Genomic DNA, 17,395 nt, shown 5'->3' with positions numbered 1-17,395 from the left:
TCATTAAATTTGCAAATCTGTTACCAAAAATAACAGGAATCTTAAACCACAGGAAAGCCTATGTTTGATAATTTAAGTGATAAGTTAGATAATGCCTTACATGTCTTAAAAGGACATGGCCAAATTACTGAAGTTAACGTTGCAGAAACGCTTAAAGAAGTACGACGTGCTCTTGTAGATGCCGATGTTAACTACAAAATTGCCAAAGATTTTACTAAAACTGTTAAAGAAAAAGCACTGGGACAAGACGTTTTGACGGCTTTAAAACCAGGGCAGTTAATGGTAAAACTTGTTAAGGATGAACTTACTGAATTGATGGGTGGTGAGGCCGCCGGTGTTAATCTTAGCGGTGATCCTTCTGTGATTTTAATGTCTGGTTTACAGGGTAGTGGTAAAACCACTTTTTCTGGTAAGCTGGCTAACTATCTTAAAAATAAGAAAACCAAGAAACCTCTTTTAGTAGCCTGTGATGTTTACCGTCCTGCAGCGATAAATCAGTTGCATGTGGTGGGAGACCAGATTGGTGTTGAGGTTTTTAGTGATGAAGGGAATCAGGATCCTGTGGCAATTTCTAAAGCTGCAATTGCGCATGCTAAAGCAAACGGTCATAATGTAGTGATTATCGATACCGCAGGTCGTCTTGCTGTAGATGAAGCGATGATGACTGAGATTTCGAATATTCATAAGGCCATCGAACCTCAGGAAACTTTATTTGTAGTGGATTCGATGACTGGTCAGGATGCGGTAAACACGGCTAAAGCTTTTAACGATCGATTGGATTTCGACGGAGTTATACTTACCAAATTAGATGGTGATACTCGTGGTGGTGCAGCGATTTCTATTAAATCTGTAGTAAACAAGCCTATTAAATTTATTGGTACCGGCGAGAAAATGGATGCGATCGATGTGTTCTATCCTTCTCGTATGGCCGATAGGATTTTAGGGATGGGAGATGTTGTATCTCTTGTAGAGCGTGCACAGGAGCAATATGACGAAGAGGAAGCAAGGAAACTTCAGAAGAAAATCGCTAAAAATGCCTTTGGTTTTGATGATTTCTTAAAGCAACTTCAGCAAATCAAGAAAATGGGATCGATGAAAGATATTCTTGGAATGATCCCTGGAGCAGGTAAAATGCTAAAAGATGTAGATATCGATGATGATGCTTTTAAAGGAATTGAAGCCATTATTCATTCTATGACTCCTGAAGAAAGAAGTACTCCAAAAGTAATCAACGCTAGCAGAAAAAAGAGAATTGCAAAAGGCTCAGGAACCTCTGTTCAAGAAGTGAATCAGTTACTAAAGCAATTTAACCAGATGGGAAAAATGATGAAGATGATGCAAGGAGGTGGCGGTCGCCAAATGATGAATATGATGAAAGGGATGAAATAATTCAGTATGCAGTCTCAGTAAGCAGTTGAAGCTCTAATAAATATTGGTATGGATTTTAAATCTTTAAAAGTATATCAAAAAGCTTTTTCTCTTGCGATGCGCATTTTTGAGGAATCAAAATCTTTTCCTTCGGAAGAGAAATTTTCTTTGACAGATCAAATAAGAAGAAGTTCAAGATCGGTTTGTGCTAATATTGCAGAAGCATATATGGAACGAAAATATCCTAAGCATTTTGTAAGTAAGTTAACTGATTGCGATGCCGAAAATGCTGAAACACAAACCTGGATCGAATTTGCATACTCTTGTGATTATTTATCTGAAGAGACAAAAATTAGCTTGACTGAAGATAGCTATGAAATAGGACGATTATTGAATTTTATGATACAAAATCCCGGAAAGTTTGGCGCGGGAGATTAATCTGCCAACTGTTATTGCAAACTGATAACTGAAATAATGACTATTTTAGACGGTAAAAAAGTAAGTAACGATATCAAAAATGAAATCGGTGCTGAAGTCGAAAAAATGAAGCAACGTGGTGAGAAAGTGCCACACCTTGCAGCAATCATCGTTGGTAATGATGGGGCAAGTAAAACTTACGTAAATAGTAAAGTGAAAGCTTGTGAAAGAGTGGGATTTGAATCTTCACTTTTTAGAATGTCTTCTACCATCAGTGAAATCGAACTTTTAGATAAGATCGAAGAGCTTAATCAAAATGATGATATCGATGGTTTTATCGTTCAATTACCATTGCCCCCACAAATTGATACACAAAAAGTATTAAATGCTGTAGATCCAGATAAAGATGTTGATGGATTCCATCCAACAAATTTTGGGAAAATGGCGTTGGATATGACTACTTTTATTCCGGCAACTCCATTCGGGATTTTAGAACTTCTAGAGCGTTATGATATTCCAACAAAAGGAAAACATACGGTAGTAATAGGAAGAAGTTATATTGTAGGGCGCCCAATGAGCATTTTGATGGGAAGAAGCGGTTTCCCTGGGAATTCAACCGTAACACTTACGCACGAATTCACTAAGAATATTACGCAAATCACTTCTCAGGCCGATATTATAATTATTGCCGTAGGAATTCCAGATTTCCTTAAAGGAGAAATGATAAAAGATGATGCTGTTATTATTGATGTAGGGATTACTCGTGTGCCAGATGATAATGCTGAAAAAGGTTATATCATTAAAGGTGATGTAGATTTCGAAAATGTGAGCAAAAGAGCTTCTTTTATAACACCCGTTCCAGGCGGAGTGGGACCAATGACGGTTTCTATGCTTCTTAAAAATACGCTATTGGCGAGAGAACGCCATAGAGTAAGAAATAGCGAAAAGCAGCTTTAATCAATGTAAAGTTTGAAAATAAAAAAGCCTCACAAAATTTTGTGAGGCTTTTGCTTTTTAAGAAAAAACATTATTTAGTTTCTTCTAGCTTATAATCTAGATATTTGTGAATATCAGATTCAATAAATCGAATCGCAAAAGTGATTATCGCAAAATCATCAATATATCCCAATCCCGGAATAAAATCTGGAATTACATCTAATGGATTTAAAATATAAAGAAATGAAAATGCAATTGCTGCAATGGTAAACCAGGGAATATCTGTATACAGCCCTTTTCGATAATCATTTAGCATAGCGTACATCAATTTACCGATTTCAGTATACTTTTTAAGCATTCCTGAATTAATTATCTTATCGGCAACTTCTTCCTGAGAGTTTGCTGCAACTTCAACATCACCCTCGTCAACTTGTACTACGCCTTCTTTAAAATATTCTTCATTTATTTCCTTTTTCTTTTTGCCGAACATATCAATTGAATTTTTTAGTTAGTAATCATTTATAAACGATCATTTTCATTACCGTATTCCTTTTTGTAGATCTGTAGAATTAATAGAAATAACGAAACTAAAAGAGGCCCAAATATTAATCCTATAAATCCGAAAATTTGAACACCAACAATAACTCCTATTAAGGTAATAAGTGTATGTACTTTGGCTAGCCGGTCTAAGACCATAATTCTAATTAAATTATCTGTAGATCCTACTACCACCACGCCATAAATCAATAATGCGATACCTTGCCAATTATCACCATTAGCAAATAATAGGATCGTGGTAGGAGCAATTCCTATCGCCGTACCAATAAACGGAATCATAGAACCTATTGCTGTAATTCCAAACCAAAAAAACGGATCTGGAACGCCTAATATCAAATAACCAATAAGAGCAATTAATCCTTGTACTATGGCAACCAAAGGTATTCCTAATGCATTAGATTTTACTAATAGATTACTTTCTTTCGCTATTACGCTTAAATTTGCTTTTCCAAGAGGAATATAATCGATAAGTGCCTGCTTCATTTTCTCACGATTAATTAGCATGAAGTAAAGCATAAAATACATTAGTCCTACTGCCACAAATACATCGAAAGTTCCACCCGCTAAATTTTGAAGTTTTTCTGAAATCCAGCTGGATATAGCTGAGGTATCAATAGTACCACTAATGTCGTAACCCACATATTCTTCAAGATGGCGTAATTGTTCTTTTAAAGCTGAGATTACCATCTCAGAATTATCAACAGCTTTTCCAATTTTCGAGGTAAGCATTATAATAATGCCACTAATAGGAATTAAAATTCCAATAAAAGAACCAAACATTAAAACACCGGCAGCTATAGACGGTTTCCATCCTTTTTTTAATAATTTCTCCATCCATCCGGCCATAAGTACATATAAAGTTATGGCACCTAAAATCCCGGTGAGATAAGGAACAAGTTCTCTAAAAATTAAGATTCCCAAAAAAAGGATAAGGAGTAAAACAAATAGTTGCCGCACTAAAGACGGCTTAAGTTTATTCATGTATTGGTTAGTTAGTAGTGTTATTTATAAATAATAGTTTTTAGGTTGCAAATATTTGATCTTTGTTTCTAAATGCTTTAAATTCTAAAGCATTGCCGCAAGGATCTTTAAAAAACATAGTAGCCTGTTCGCCAACTTCTCCTTCAAATCTAATATAAGGAGGTATAATAAAATTAATGTTTTTAGCTTCTAGCAAGCTAGAAAATTGCTCAAATACATTCCATTCTAATACAACACCAAAGTGCGGTACAGGTACAGATTTTCCATCTACGGGATTGATGTGTTCACTTGCTATATTCTCTTTTGGTTTATAATGGATTACCAATTGGTGGCCAAAGAAATTAAAATCTACCCAGTGATCACTGCTACGTCCTTCGCCACAGCCAAGAACTTCCCCGTAAAATTTTCTACAGGCCTCTAAATCGTAAACAGGAATTGCAAGATGAAATGGTTGTACTTTCATATTAATTATTTCTAAGAGCTTTTATAAGTTCGTCTTTCGTCATTTTAGAGCGTCCATCAATACCCACTTTCTTGGCCTGCTCATACAAATCTTCTTTAGAACGCTCTTCGTATTGTTTAGCTTTTCCTCCTTTTTCGCCAGAGTTTTCTGTATTTGCTATTCTTGCAGCCTTTTCCTGGCTGTAGCCTTTTTCACGAAGTGTTTCGTATTGTTCTTCGTTTTTTATTCTTTTCGCCATCTTCTAACTTTTCTACTAAATTTATAAAGATAAGCGAATTAATGTTGAGTATTTTCGCTAATTCTCTGTTAAGATTTTTTGCGAGGACGTTTTCCGGTAGATCCACTTTTGGTTTTAATTCCCTTAGGTTTCGTACCTTTTTTTAATTCGGAAAGTTGAGAGGCTTCCTGGGTTTTTGAAGATGTATTTACAAGGCGATCAATTTCTTTAAGTTCTTCTTTAGTGATATGTCGCCATTTTCCAATAGGAATATCCAGTGGAACATTCATAATTCTAACACGTTTCAATTTAGTTACTTCATACCCCAGAAATTCGCACATTCTTCTAATCTGTCTGTTCAATCCCTGCGTAAGAATAATTCGAAACTCTTTTTCTCCCGTCTGCTCTACAAAACATTCTCTGGTTACTGTATCCAAAATTGGGATGCCGTTACTCATTTTTTTAACAAAATCCGGCTTAAGAGGTTTATTGACACTTACAATATATTCTTTCTCATGATTATTGCGGGCGCGTAGAATTTTATTTACGATATCACCATCACTTGTTAAAAAGATCAATCCTTCACTAGGTTTGTCTAAACGGCCAATAGGAAAAATTCGTTCAGGATAATTAATGTAATCAATAATGTTATTTTTCTCTCGCTTGGTGTCTGTAGTACAAACAATACCTATAGGTTTATTAAAAGCGATATAAACATTTGGCTTTTCCTTTTCTTCCGTAGCAATAAGTTGGCCGTCAACCTTTACTTCGTCCCCGGGAGCAATTTTGGTTCCCATTTCAGGAATAACTCCGTTTATGGTAACGCGTCCTTGGTCAATTAGTTTATCTGCAGCTCTTCTGGAACAAAATCCAGCTTCGCTTAAAAATTTATTAATACGGGTCAAATTCTCTTCAGCCATAGTAAAATAAGTGTTTTGCAAAGATACAAGATTAAGAATTGATGCTGTGAATTAAAAAAATTCAAAAAAAATTAAAACCCGGGCAACCTTTTGTAACTTTTCTGCGTCTATGTAAATAGAAGCTCTTTTGGTAATAATGATATGAAAAGTATCGGATATTAAAATTAGTAAGTGAAAGTAATTCAACTTTTTAAAAACGAATCTCAGCTAATAAAGCGGGCAGCGCAAAATAATCGCGAAGCGCAGCAGCAGTTATATGAGAATCACTCTGCTAAAATGCTTAGTGTTTGCAGGCAATATGTAAAAGACATGCATTATGCTGAAGAAGTAATGCTGAATGGCTTTTTTAAAGTTTTTACTCACTTAGATGATTTTAAAGGAGAAGGAAGTTTTGAGGGATGGATTCGTAGAATAATGGTGAGGGAAGCCATAAGTTTTCTTCGGAAGAAAAAAAGTGTAGAGTTTCCTGAAGATGAATTTGCCGGTTATAGTGAGACTTCTAATAATATCGATGAAGCTTTGAGTGTGGCACACATCCAGCAGTTAATCGATAATTTGCCCGAAGGTTATAAGTTGGTTTTTGTGTTGTATGCTGTAGAAGGATATAAGCATCAGGAAATTGCAAAAATGTTGAATATTACTGAAGGAACTTCTAAATCTCAATTGTTCAAAGCGAGAAAAATATTGCAGGAAAAATTAACTAAAAAAGAGACAGGTTATGGCGCCAATTAAATTTGAGGAGCACGTAAAGGAGCGGTTGGAAGAGCGTCGTATTTCTCCGTCAGCAGATAGCTGGGAAAAGCTAAATGCGCGATTAGATAAGAACGAAAATCAACAAAAATCGAATAAAAAATGGTGGTTAGGTATTGCAGCACTTTTTGTAATAGCAATATCGATAGGAGGATTTATGCTGAAATCTGTGAGTGAAGATGTAGCACCGCAGATAGTTGAAAAACCTTCAGAAAAAGAAGTTGAAATTCAAGAAAATTCAAGGATTACTTCCGAAGAAAAAAATGATGATGTAAGAATTGCTGCGGAAGAAACCAAAACGAAGCCTGAAAAAGCTAATAAAACAAACGAACCTGAAAATGTTCAGTATAAATCAGCTCAGATCTTAGAAAAGTTACCTGTAAAAATGCAGGGAATGCAAGTCGCTGAAACCGAATTGGAAATTCCGGAGAACGCAGAAGTAGCGCCCAAAATCGATAAAATCAATCCAAATTTTATAGATCCAATTGAAGCTGAAAATGATTATATCGCACATAACGAAAAATTAATTCAGCAAAAATTAGAAGAAGTAATTCGTTCTTTACATACGAGTACTGAAGATTCTGTTACCGATGCTGAGGTTAATGCCTTACTATTAGCCGCCGCTAGCGATTTGGATCAAGATTATAAAAAGGAATACACCAATAAATACAGTGCCGAAGCTTTACTTGCAGAAGCCGAACGAGAAATAGAAAAATCTTTTAGAGATAAAATTTTCGATCTGTTAAAAGAAGGATATTCTAAAGCAAAAAACGCGGTAGCACTCGACTAAATAACAATTTTTATCATCACCCAAATTTGGGGTCATTCATCAATCAGTTTTAGAATTTAATTCTAAGACACTAAAAGCTAATACTTATCATGAAAACAATTATCATCTATTTTGCCTTTTTATTGTCATCGTTTGCGATTGGTAGTTTAGAGGCTCAGGAAGAAAGAGAACAAAAAGAATTCAACTTAGATTCTGTTGCTCGTGTGCGAGAAATTAAAGAGCAAAAAATTAAAATAGCAACTCAGGAAGAGAAAGACAGATTAAAAAAGGAAATTGAAAAAATAAACAAAGATTTAGAAAGCGGTTGGTACGAGAAGGAGGAAGCGGAAAAGAAGAAAAAAGAAGCTGCAAAATTAGCTGCGGAAAATATTAGAAACCGTATCGCAATTATCGAAAATGAGGTTGATATCGCTGAGCGTAATCGAGAACCAGGGACTTATTTAGAACTCAAGTTGTCGAAGGGTAAAATAAATTTAGGAATTGATAAGCCAGAGAAAGATCAAAGAATAGAAGAAAAACGTACAAAAAATGATTTTGTAATTGCTTTTGGTTTTAATAATGCACTTGCCGATGGACAATCGATTAACGATTCAGATTTTAAATTGGCCGGTAGTCGTTTTTTTGAAATTGGTTGGGCATGGACTACCAGAGTTTTTGAAAATACCAATTGGTTAAGAATTAAATATGGGCTTTCATTTCAGTTAAACGGATTAAAACCTACAGATAATCGCTACTTTGTACAGGACGGTGATGTGACAAGATTAGAAGAATTTGAATTCGATTTTGATAAATCTAAATTTAGAATGGACAATCTGGTAGTGCCTATACATTTTGAAATTGGTCCTTATGCGAATCGATCTACAGATGGGCATAGAAGATTTTCTACAGAAGATCAAATAAAAGTTGGTTTTGGTGGATATGCCGGGTTTAATATCGGGGAACGCCAAAAACTGAAATTTAATGATGGCGACGATCAAAAAATAAAAGATAAAAGTAGTTTTAATACGAACGAGTTTGTTTACGGTTTAAGTGGATATTTAAGTTTTGGCGGTACCGCGCTTTATGCTAAATACGATCTAAACCCTATATTTTCAAGTCCCAATACAGAGATTCATAATTTCTCTTTAGGACTACGATTAGATATAGACTAGTCACTATATAATTTGTATTTTTGCAGACCTTGTTGCTATTGCGACAAGGTCTTTTTTATTTTCTCTAGCGCTAAAAATCCTTCAAAAATTATCCAAATTTGATTGCTAAAAGTACCATAGACAGTGTTTTTGAGACCGCCCGTGTAGAGGAGGTGATTCAGGATTTTGTACAACTTAAAAAATCTGGAACGAACTTTAAAGGTTTAAGCCCTTTTACAGACGAGCGTAGCCCAAGTTTTATGGTGTCGCCTGTTAAACAGATCTGGAAAGATTTCTCTAGCGGAAAAGGAGGGAATGTTGTGGCTTTTTTAATGGAGCACGAACACTTTACCTATCCTGAAGCCATAAAATATCTGGCTAAAAAATATGGAATCGAAATCGAGGAAACTCAACAGACCGATGAGCAAAAAGTGCAGGCTGATGAGCGTGAAAGTATGTACCTGGTTTCTGAATTTGCCAATAAATATTTTCAGAAAATTCTACACAAAACTGATGCTGGGCAGGCAATTGGGCTTAGTTACTTTAAAGAACGAGGTTTTACTAACGAAACCATTAAGAAATTTCAGCTTGGATATTGTTTAGATGAATGGGATGCTTTTACTAAAGAAGCCTTAGCTGAAGGTTACAAACTCGATTACCTGGAAAAAACAGGGCTGTCTATCGTTAAAGGCGAACGACAATTTGATCGTTTTAAAGGTCGGGTGATGTTTCCTATCCATTCCATGTCTGGACGGGTTTTAGGCTTTGGAGGTCGAATTTTAACTTCAGATAAGAAAGCTGCAAAATATCTTAATTCACCGGAAAGTGATATTTACCATAAAAGTAAAGTTCTTTACGGAATTTCGTATGCCAAGCAAGCGATAGCAAAAGAAGATAATTGTTATTTGGTTGAAGGGTATACCGATGTTATTCAGTTTCATCAAAGTGGGGTAGAGAATGTGGTTTCCTCTTCTGGAACAGCTTTAACATCAGAGCAGATTCGGCTTATAAGTAGGCTTACCAAAAATATCACCGTATTATTTGATGGAGACGCAGCCGGAATTCGAGCTTCACTTCGCGGGATCGATTTGATCTTAGAGCAGGGAATGAACGTGAAAGTTTGTAGTTTTCCTGAAGGTGAAGATCCCGATAGTTTCGCAAGAAAAAATTCTGAAGAACAGCTCAAAGAGTTTTTAACTGAAAATGCAACCGATTTTATAAGTTTTAAGGCGTCTTTATTAATGAAAGATGCTAAGAACGATCCCGTAAAAAAGGCGGGGCTTATTAGGGACATGGTAAATAGTATCGCTAAAATCCCGGATACAATTCAGCAGGAAGTGTATTTGCAGGAATGTTCCAGGATCATGGATATTTCAGAAGATGTATTGTTTTCTACATTAGCACAGCTTACCAAAAAAGGCGAACAGGATCATAAAAGAACTGCCAAAAAAGACCAAAAAAGCTTTCAGGTTGTAAAAGATCTTCCGCAGCAAGAAAAGCAAACGATAAGAAGAGTCGACGAGTTACATGTGCTCGAAAGAGGAATTGTAAGTGCTTTATTGCTCTACGGAAACGAGAAACGAGAGTTTGAAGAAATGTTTCTTGAAGCAGATGAATCTGGAGAACCTGTGCTTAAAAGCGCCAATGTTGAAAGAAAAGTGTCACGAAAGATCTATCTAGATCTTCAGGAAGATGAGGTTGCTTTGGCGAATCCCGATTTTAGAGCTATTTACGAGCATTTGATCGAGTATTACAATAGAGATGAAAAAGTGGTCATCGAACAGTTTGTAAATGAAATTCCGCCAGAGAAAGCATCTATAGTTACCGATATTTTAATGGCAGAAGAACAATACCAGTTAAGTGATTGGATGCGACAGGATATTCCGGTAAAGTCTAAAAATGAACAAATAGATCGTCTTGTTTCAGAAACGATTCTAAATTTTAGAAGGCATTTGCTAATGAGTAAAATTAAAGAGCTTCAAAGTTCAATGACCGAGCTGAATGCTGAAGTAGATAATTCTGAAAAACTGGAAGAAATAATGGATTACATACAACTTCGTAAAACCATTGAAGGCAAACTAAATCGTGTGACCAGTTAATTAAATAGCAGGGTTTATCTGTAGTAAGCGCGCTTGTTTTATTAGATCTGCAATATTATCGGCATCTAGTTTTTTAAGTAGACGCGCTTTGTATGTACTAACCGTTTTCTCGTTAATATCCAGCGCCTCAGCAATATCTTTATTACGTTTGCCAGAGCTAAGTAAATTTAAAACCTCTGTCTCGCGAGAAGATAATTTCTTAAATTTAGAAATTTGATGTTGCCCTGTAGAGATTCCGTTATTAAGCTTATAAGTGATTTCTTCATTTAGATAAATCCCGCCTCTGGTAACCTGTCTAATGGCATTGTAAACGATCTCAGCAGGATTGGTTTTAGAAATATAGCCTGCAGCTCCCGCCTTAATTGCACTAAGTGCATACATTTCTTCAGGATGGCAGCTAAACACCAGAATCTTGAGATGAGGATATTTTTGTTTTATCTGTCGCAGCGCATGTATCCCATTAAGTTGCGGAAGATCAATTTCAATAATTAAAACATCGGTTTTCTTATTGCTTAAAAAATCATACAGTTCGTTACCAGAACCAACCTGCCCAATCACATTAATAAAATCATTGCCAGATAGAATATGTTTTATACTTTCTGCAATAACAGGATGTTGATCTGCTACTAAAACTGTACTCATTTTAGATAATAGTTATTTACTTGATAATGCGTTACTATAGTCTAAAATAAAACGATATTCCTATAACAAAGCCGTATTTATTTCAAATTCGATAAAACGACTAGTTTTTAAGGTGAACAGGTATTTCGCATACTGGGATAGGATTCATTTTATGCGAATTTGCAGTATTCAATTTTATGTATGTTTTATAAACTTCTAGTTTGCGGCCTTCAAAATCATCTTCTTTTTTACCATTCTCCTGCATCTTCATCGCCCACTCTAATTCGTCATAACTTGCACCAAGTTGCATCTCGTCGCTTCGGCTATCACCAAACAACCCGTCGCTTGGTGCGGCAACCATAATATCTTCAATCACTTCTAATTCTTTTCCTAAAGCATAAACTTCACTTTTCATAAGGTCTGCTATTGGACTAAGATCTACACCGCCATCACCATATTTAGTATAAAAACCTACACCAAAATCTTCTACTTTGTTTCCGGTTCCGCCAACCAAATATTTATGAAGTCCTGCGAAATAATACAGTGTGGTCATTCTTAAACGCGCACGAGAATTGGCCAAACTTAGATCTACACTTGCAGAAGCTTCGACTGCTGGTAAAGCACTTTTAAAATTCTCAAAAACCGGAGTAAGATCTACACTTTCGCTTCTTACATTCGGGAAACGTTCTTTTAAAGACGCGATATGTTTTTGTGCGCGACTAACGTGTGAAGGATCTTGATGTATTGGCATTTCTAAGACTAAAACGTCCAATCCTGTTTTCGCACAAAGCGTCGATGTTACTGCTGAATCGATTCCGCCGCTAACACCAATAACAAATCCGTTCATTTTAGCATTTTCAGCATAGTCTTTTAACCAGTTTACAATATGATCGATTACTTTTGTGGTTTGCATATGTTTGGGTGAATTAGTTTGTAAATAATACCTTTGTACACAAATCTAAGACTTAAACGCAATTAATAAAAGGGCAAGAACCTAAAACCCGTGATTTTTGATAAATGCTTATGATGAGTAGAATTTTATTTGTCTTTTTTTTATTTCTAAGCCTTATTTCCTGCGATTCTGCATCAAAGAGAGAGAAGGAAATCGAGAAAATTCCTCTAGATTTTAAAGTTGTAAGATTCGATAGGCTTTTTGCTGAAACTTCACCGCAGGATCTTCCGCAATTAAAAGAGAAATATCCTTATCTATTTCCAAAGCAATTTGCAGATAGTGTTTGGATTAATAAAATGAAGGATACCATTCAGCTTGAAATTAATAGGGAAGTCGCAAAAAAGTATCCCGATTTTAGCGAAACTGAGGATGAATTTTATTCGCTTTTTCAGCACGTAAAATATTATTTCCCAGAATTTGCAGCGCCAGATGTCATTACGATAACATCTGAGGTAGATTATAAAAATAAAACGATATATACCGGTGATTATCTATTTGTTTCGTTAGATACATATTTGGGTGAAGATCATAAATTTTATATCGGTATCGTAGAATATTTTAAGCGCAATTTTACCAAAGATCAAATTGTGCCCGATGCTGCAAATAGTATTGCTAAAAAATATGTTCCTCGTGCAAAGGCGAGAACTTTTTTAGCGAATATGATCTATTATGGTAAATTACTTTATTTGAAAGACATCTGGCTTCCGAAGCAATCAAAATGGCGTAAAATAGGATATACCCAAGAGCAATGGGAATTTGCTGAAAACAATGAAGAGATGGTCTGGCGATATTTTGTAGATAATGAGCTTATTTTTGATACCGACTCTAATTTAGCACCGCGATTTTTATATCCTGCACCATTTTCTAAGTTTTATTTGTCATTAGATGCTGAAACTCCCGACAGATTGGGGCAGTACATTGGCTGGCAAATGGTGAAATCTTATATGGATAAAAATGACGTATCCATAAAACAAATGCTGAATACCGATGCTGAAATAATTTTTAATAACGCAAACTATAAACCGAAGAAATAATGGCAGCTTATAAAAAATCTGATATAAATATTGAAGTAGTTACCGACGAAAATAAAGTGCCTGAAGAAATTTATTGGAGCGCTGAAGATGGTAACGTTTTTAAAGAAGAAGCTAAAGCACTAATGCTTTCTGTATGGGATGCTAAAGCGCAGGAAACTTTAAGAGTAGATCTTTGGACCAAAGAAATGCCGGTAGACGAGATGAAAAAATTCTTTCATCAAACTTTAGTTTCAATGAAAGAAACGTATTATCGCGCTACACAAGACGATAAGATGGCCGATACAATGGGAGACTTTTGTGATTATTTCGCTGAGAAATTAGAAATAACTAAAAAGTAATCTTGCATAAAAGACTCATCTTTGTTTATAACGCAAATTCAGGTTGGTGGAATTTGGTTTTAGATTCGGCTCATAAGATGCTAAAGCCCGACAACTATTCCTGTAAACTTTGTACGGTAACTCATGGTTTAGGAGGAGAAAAGAGCACTTGGAAAAACTATCGAAAATCGTCGAATATCTACATGGAGTTTTATCACAAAGATGAGTTTCTGAAATTTTTTGCTTCAAAATATTTACTGAAGTTCACATTTCCTACAGTATTCTTTACCCAAAATGAAGAATTGCAGGTGCTTATTTCAGCAGAGGAGTTTGATGAGATTTCTTCCGTAGAAAAGCTTATCGAAATTATAGAAAATCGGGTATGATTTTACGCAACAATAGAGATTGAATACTCAAGAGCTTCCCTCTAGATTAAAACCATTTTACATTAAATGCCTAATAGGATTACCTTAAAGTAATTTATTCGGTAACCTCGTTATTAAGATTTTCGATAAATTCGAGAATGTCTTCTCCACCTGTTTTTGCGGTAGATGAGGTTACAAAAAAGTGCGGCATTTGTTCCCAAACCTGCAGCATTTCTTCCTGATAGTTCAGGATATTTTTTTCGAGTTCTTTAGGTTTAAGTTTGTCTGCTTTTGTGAAAATCAAGCAAAAAGGAATGGCATGTTCTCCAAGCCATTGCATAAATTCCATATCAATAGATTGCGGTTTGTGGCGACTATCGATCAGTACAAAGGCGCAAACCAACTGTTTGCGTTCTTCAAAATAAGCTGTAATGAATTTCTGAAAAACTCTTTTTGCCGATTTAGAAACTTTCGCGTAGCCATAACCCGGTAAATCAACCAGATGCCAATTTTTATTAATCAAAAAGTGATTAATAAGCTGCGTTTTTCCTGGTTTAGCAGAGGTTTTTGCTAGGCTTTTTCGCCCGGTAAGCATATTGATTAATGAAGATTTCCCCACATTACTACGCCCGATAAAAGCATATTCGGGTAACGGGCTGTTAGGGCACTTAGCAACTTTAGAGTTACTAATTACAAATTCAGCAGTATTAATCTTCATTTTAATTTGTTTAGAAATTTCTTTTCTGTAGCCAGTTAAAAAGTAAATCATTAAAAAGATCGGGGTGCTCCATCATTGCAGCATGCCCGCATTTGTCTACCCAGTAAAGATCGGAATCTGGTAAAAGCCGGTGAAAATCCTCGGCAACTTCTGGCGGAGTTACGTTGTCATTTTTCCCCCAAATAATACAGGTGGGAGTTTTCATCTTAGGTAAATCTTTCGCCATGTTATGTCTTATCGCACTTTTAGCGATAGCAAGTGTTTTTACCAGTTTGTTACGATCGCTAACAGTGTGGTAAACATCATCTACGATTTCTTTAGTGGCTACAGCCGGATCGTAAAATACATTTTGTGCTTTTTTCTTGATAAATTCATAGTCGCCGCGGCGAGGGTAACTCTCTCCCATCGCATTTTCGTAGAGACCAGAACTACCTGTGATTACCAAGCCTTTTACTATTTCTGGATATAGTTTTGTTGTAACCAATGCAATATGGCCACCAAGGGAATTTCCTAAAAGAATAACTTCATCTAAATTTTTAAAGTCTACAAACTCTTTCAAGTATTTTGCGAAAGTTCCAACACTTGTTTTAAGGAGAGACATTGAATAAAGCGGAAGTTCTGGGATTAAGACTTTATATCCTTTGGAAGGGAAAAAATCTACCACTCCGTCAAAATTACTTAGGCCGCCCATAAGTCCGTGTAAAATAACTATCGGAGTTCCTTCGCCTATTTCTAAATATGTGAATTTTCCCTCTTTCCTTAAATTATTTTTCATTGATACCCTTTGCCGGTTAGCAATCGCAAATATAGCGATTTCATTACAAGTATAATCATTTTTGCGAAATAGGAAAGTGAATATTGGATTTCAGTATTATTTAAACCTGTAATTCACAAGTGGTAATTTTAACACAATTTTTATAACAAAAAATAAACTGTTGGAACCGAATGGAATAGCGCTATTTCAAACTGTTTCAGCTAAATACGGTGGAAAAACTTATCAACAAAGTGGTAATATGTGGTAAAAAGTGGTAATAATTTCAATATATTTGACTTTGTAAAGCGAATATGTGGTAAATCTCATTGGAACATACGAGTGTAAAGTAGATACTAAGGGGCGGCTAATGGTGCCTTCAGCTCTTAAGAAACAGCTTATGCCTATGCTTCAGGAGGGTTTTGTGATTAAACGAGCTGTCTTTCAGTCTTGTTTAGAATTGTATCCAATGGAAGAGTGGAATAAGCTCATGGAACGAATGAATAAACTTAATCGCTTTAAAAAGAAAAACAACGACTTTATCCGAAGATTTACGGCAGGTGTGAAAACCGTAGAGGTAGATGGGAATGGCAGATTATTAATTCCTAAGGACCTGGTTAGTTTTGCAGGAATTTCGAAAGAGATCGTGCTTTCTTCAGCAATTAATATTGTAGAAATCTGGGATAAAGATAAGTACGAAGAAGCAATAGACGCTGCAAGCGATGATTTTGCAGATCTGGCAGAAGAGGTAATGGGAACTGAAGATTTCGATTTCGATGGAATATCATAATCCGGTATTATTAGAAGAATCTGTAGATGGTTTAAATATTAAACCCGATGGCGTGTACGTAGATGTCACTTTTGGTGGCGGCGGTCATTCACGTGAAATTCTAAACAGATTGGGAGAGAATGGAAAGCTTTATGCCTTCGATCAAGATACCGATGCTTTACAAAATAAAATAAACGATCCTCGTTTTACGCTAATCAATGAGAATTTTAGATTCATAAAGCGTTTTTTGAGATTTTATGGTGTAAAAAAAGTAGATGGAATTTTAGGTGACTTCGGCGTTTCTTCCCATCAATTTAACGAAGCTGAACGTGGATTTTCAACACGATTTAATGCGAAGTTAGATATGCGCATGGATCAAAAAAGCGCTCTAAGTGCCTATCAAGTAATAAATGAATATGAAGAGGAGCAGCTTAAAAGCTTGTTTTATCAATATGCCGATTTAAAGAATGCGCCAAAGCTGGCAAGGATTATTGCTGAAGAGCGTAAAAATGGCCCTATAGAAAATAGCGAGAACTTAAATGAACTCTTAAAACCTCATTTATTTAAAGGGAAAGAAAATAAAATTCTAGCACAAATTTACCAGGCAATTCGCATAGAGGTAAACCAAGAATTAGAAGTTTTAAAAGAATTTTTGCTTCAAACAGAAGATATGTTAGAGAAGAATGGGAGAATTAGTTTAATCTCTTATCACTCTCTAGAAGATCGTTTGGTGAAACGATATATACGAAGCGGACTTTTTGAAGGCGAGCCTGAAAAAGATTTCTACGGAAATATTTCAGTGCCTTTTAAAAAGGTAGGGCGTCTTATAGTGCCCACACAAAAAGAAATAAGTGAAAACAATAGGGCTAGAAGCGCAAAATTACGAATAGCGAAGAAGCTTTAAAAGCGGTGTTTGGAGATGAAGAAGGGTTTTTACAACATTCTTAAGGCAAATTTTCTAATTAACGATGATGCTTTTAAAAACTGGCGTTTTATCGTGTTTTGTACTGTTTTGGCTATCATCATGATTGCAAGTTCGCACAGTGCAGAGCGTAAAGTGCACGAGATAGCACGCTTGCATGAAGACGTATTAGAATTAAGAAGTGAATTTTTAGAAGGACGTTCTAATTTGATGAAAATCAAAATGGAATCTACCGTAACCAACGAAATGAAGAAAATTGGTGTGGGGCCTTCTGATAATCCTCCATATAAATTAAAAGTGAAAATTAGCGAGTAGTT

At 35.6% G+C, this 17,395-nt stretch carries 22 protein-coding genes; 13 read left to right on the top strand and 9 right to left on the bottom strand.

Going from position 1 to position 17,395, the window contains the following annotated elements; genetic code table 11:
- The first annotated feature begins 60 nt into the window (after positions 1-60).
- From ffh to PBT89_RS14005, 3 genes are read left to right on the top strand one after another with little or no spacing between them, the layout of a single operon-like run.
- The gene (gene ffh / locus PBT89_RS14015; RefSeq protein WP_270062423.1) at positions 61-1,389 is read left to right on the top strand and encodes a signal recognition particle protein; all 1,329 of its coding nucleotides are present in this window, start codon (positions 61-63) and stop codon (positions 1,387-1,389) included.
- Between the two features lie 48 nt (positions 1,390-1,437).
- Positions 1,438-1,806 carry a four helix bundle protein gene (locus PBT89_RS14010; protein WP_270062422.1) on the top strand — a complete coding sequence of 123 codons (369 nt, stop codon included), beginning with the start codon at positions 1,438-1,440 and terminating at the stop codon, positions 1,804-1,806.
- A 36-nt stretch (positions 1,807-1,842) separates the two neighbouring features.
- Entirely contained in the window at positions 1,843-2,742 is a 900-nt protein-coding gene (locus PBT89_RS14005; RefSeq protein WP_270060284.1) for a bifunctional 5,10-methylenetetrahydrofolate dehydrogenase/5,10-methenyltetrahydrofolate cyclohydrolase, read from the top strand.
- A gap of 70 nt (positions 2,743-2,812) precedes the next feature.
- Here the strand turns inward: PBT89_RS14005 and PBT89_RS14000 are convergent, their stop codons facing one another.
- The 5 genes from PBT89_RS14000 to rluF form a co-directional block, all read right to left on the bottom strand.
- The gene (locus PBT89_RS14000; protein WP_270060285.1) at positions 2,813-3,211 is read right to left on the bottom strand and encodes a YkvA family protein; all 399 of its coding nucleotides are present in this window, start codon (positions 3,209-3,211) and stop codon (positions 2,813-2,815) included.
- A gap of 29 nt (positions 3,212-3,240) precedes the next feature.
- Entirely contained in the window at positions 3,241-4,260 is a 1,020-nt protein-coding gene (locus PBT89_RS13995; protein ID WP_270060286.1) for an AI-2E family transporter, read from the bottom strand.
- A 40-nt stretch (positions 4,261-4,300) separates the two neighbouring features.
- The gene (locus PBT89_RS13990; RefSeq protein ID WP_270060287.1) at positions 4,301-4,723 is read right to left on the bottom strand and encodes a VOC family protein; all 423 of its coding nucleotides are present in this window, start codon (positions 4,721-4,723) and stop codon (positions 4,301-4,303) included.
- Position 4,724: 1 nt separating this feature from the next.
- Entirely contained in the window at positions 4,725-4,961 is a 237-nt protein-coding gene (locus PBT89_RS13985; RefSeq protein WP_270062421.1) for a DUF7218 family protein, read from the bottom strand.
- Between the two features lie 68 nt (positions 4,962-5,029).
- Complete coding sequence (gene rluF / locus PBT89_RS13980; protein ID WP_270062420.1) at positions 5,030-5,860, bottom strand: 23S rRNA pseudouridine(2604) synthase RluF; 831 nt, start codon at positions 5,858-5,860, stop codon at positions 5,030-5,032.
- A 171-nt stretch (positions 5,861-6,031) separates the two neighbouring features.
- On the opposite strand from rluF, the gene PBT89_RS13975 reads away from it, so the two are divergent.
- The 4 genes from PBT89_RS13975 (at position 6,032) to dnaG (ending at position 10,629) form a co-directional block, all read left to right on the top strand.
- A complete protein-coding gene (locus tag PBT89_RS13975; RefSeq protein WP_270062419.1) occupies positions 6,032-6,592 on the top strand; it encodes an RNA polymerase sigma factor in 561 nt (186 codons plus the stop codon).
- The gene (locus PBT89_RS13970) at positions 6,579-7,400 is read left to right on the top strand and encodes a hypothetical protein (protein WP_270062418.1); all 822 of its coding nucleotides are present in this window, start codon (positions 6,579-6,581) and stop codon (positions 7,398-7,400) included. The genes PBT89_RS13975 and PBT89_RS13970 overlap by 14 nt, the downstream gene beginning before the upstream one ends.
- An 89-nt stretch (positions 7,401-7,489) precedes the next feature.
- Positions 7,490-8,551 (top strand): hypothetical protein, encoded by a 1,062-nt coding sequence (locus PBT89_RS13965; RefSeq protein ID WP_270062417.1) that lies wholly within the window; start codon positions 7,490-7,492, stop codon positions 8,549-8,551.
- Positions 8,552-8,649: 98 nt separating this feature from the next.
- Entirely contained in the window at positions 8,650-10,629 is a 1,980-nt protein-coding gene (gene dnaG / locus PBT89_RS13960; RefSeq protein WP_270062416.1) for a DNA primase, read from the top strand.
- Here dnaG and PBT89_RS13955 read toward each other — a convergent pair whose 3' ends face one another.
- Both PBT89_RS13955 and nadE read right to left on the bottom strand, forming a co-directional pair.
- Positions 10,630-11,271, bottom strand: coding sequence for a response regulator (locus PBT89_RS13955; protein ID WP_270062415.1), 642 nt, complete (start codon positions 11,269-11,271; stop codon positions 10,630-10,632). It lies immediately after the preceding gene.
- A 100-nt stretch (positions 11,272-11,371) separates the two neighbouring features.
- Positions 11,372-12,163 (bottom strand): NAD(+) synthase, encoded by a 792-nt coding sequence (gene nadE / locus PBT89_RS13950; RefSeq protein WP_270062414.1) that lies wholly within the window; start codon positions 12,161-12,163, stop codon positions 11,372-11,374.
- A 110-nt stretch (positions 12,164-12,273) separates the two neighbouring features.
- Between nadE and gldB the strand changes: the two genes are divergently transcribed.
- Genes gldB through PBT89_RS13935 form a run of 3 tightly spaced genes read left to right on the top strand, consistent with a single transcriptional unit; the run spans position 12,274 to position 13,939 of the window.
- Positions 12,274-13,236 carry a gliding motility lipoprotein GldB gene (gene gldB, locus PBT89_RS13945; RefSeq protein ID WP_443089600.1) on the top strand — a complete coding sequence of 321 codons (963 nt, stop codon included), beginning with the start codon at positions 12,274-12,276 and terminating at the stop codon, positions 13,234-13,236.
- Positions 13,236-13,574, top strand: coding sequence for a gliding motility protein GldC (gene gldC / locus PBT89_RS13940; protein ID WP_270060297.1), 339 nt, complete (start codon positions 13,236-13,238; stop codon positions 13,572-13,574). Before gldB ends, gldC begins: the two co-directional genes overlap by 1 nt.
- A gap of 2 nt (positions 13,575-13,576) precedes the next feature.
- Positions 13,577-13,939 (top strand): GTPase, encoded by a 363-nt coding sequence (locus tag PBT89_RS13935; RefSeq protein WP_270062412.1) that lies wholly within the window; start codon positions 13,577-13,579, stop codon positions 13,937-13,939.
- A gap of 94 nt (positions 13,940-14,033) precedes the next feature.
- On the opposite strand, the gene yihA is transcribed toward PBT89_RS13935, so the two are convergent.
- Entirely contained in the window at positions 14,034-14,636 is a 603-nt protein-coding gene (gene yihA / locus PBT89_RS13930; protein WP_270062411.1) for a ribosome biogenesis GTP-binding protein YihA/YsxC, read from the bottom strand.
- A 10-nt stretch (positions 14,637-14,646) separates the two neighbouring features.
- On the bottom strand, positions 14,647-15,411 hold the full coding sequence (locus PBT89_RS13925) for an alpha/beta fold hydrolase (protein WP_270062410.1): 765 nt from the start codon (positions 15,409-15,411) through the stop codon (positions 14,647-14,649).
- A 292-nt stretch (positions 15,412-15,703) separates the two neighbouring features.
- On the opposite strand from PBT89_RS13925, the gene mraZ reads away from it, so the two are divergent.
- The 3 genes from mraZ to PBT89_RS13910 are packed head-to-tail and all read left to right on the top strand — an operon-like array spanning position 15,704 to position 17,393.
- Complete coding sequence (gene mraZ, locus PBT89_RS13920) at positions 15,704-16,177, top strand: division/cell wall cluster transcriptional repressor MraZ (protein WP_270062409.1); 474 nt, start codon at positions 15,704-15,706, stop codon at positions 16,175-16,177.
- Entirely contained in the window at positions 16,164-17,060 is an 897-nt protein-coding gene (gene rsmH / locus PBT89_RS13915) for a 16S rRNA (cytosine(1402)-N(4))-methyltransferase RsmH (protein WP_270060302.1), read from the top strand. Before mraZ ends, rsmH begins: the two co-directional genes overlap by 14 nt.
- A gap of 15 nt (positions 17,061-17,075) precedes the next feature.
- The gene (locus PBT89_RS13910; RefSeq protein WP_270061415.1) at positions 17,076-17,393 is read left to right on the top strand and encodes an FtsL-like putative cell division protein; all 318 of its coding nucleotides are present in this window, start codon (positions 17,076-17,078) and stop codon (positions 17,391-17,393) included.
- The last annotated feature ends 2 nt before the right edge of the window (positions 17,394-17,395 follow it).

The sequence above is a fragment of the Zunongwangia sp. HRR-M8 genome (genome assembly GCF_027594405.1).
Lineage (GTDB): Bacteria > Bacteroidota > Bacteroidia > Flavobacteriales > Flavobacteriaceae > Zunongwangia.
This window is presented reverse-complemented; position numbering and strand designations above follow the sequence as displayed.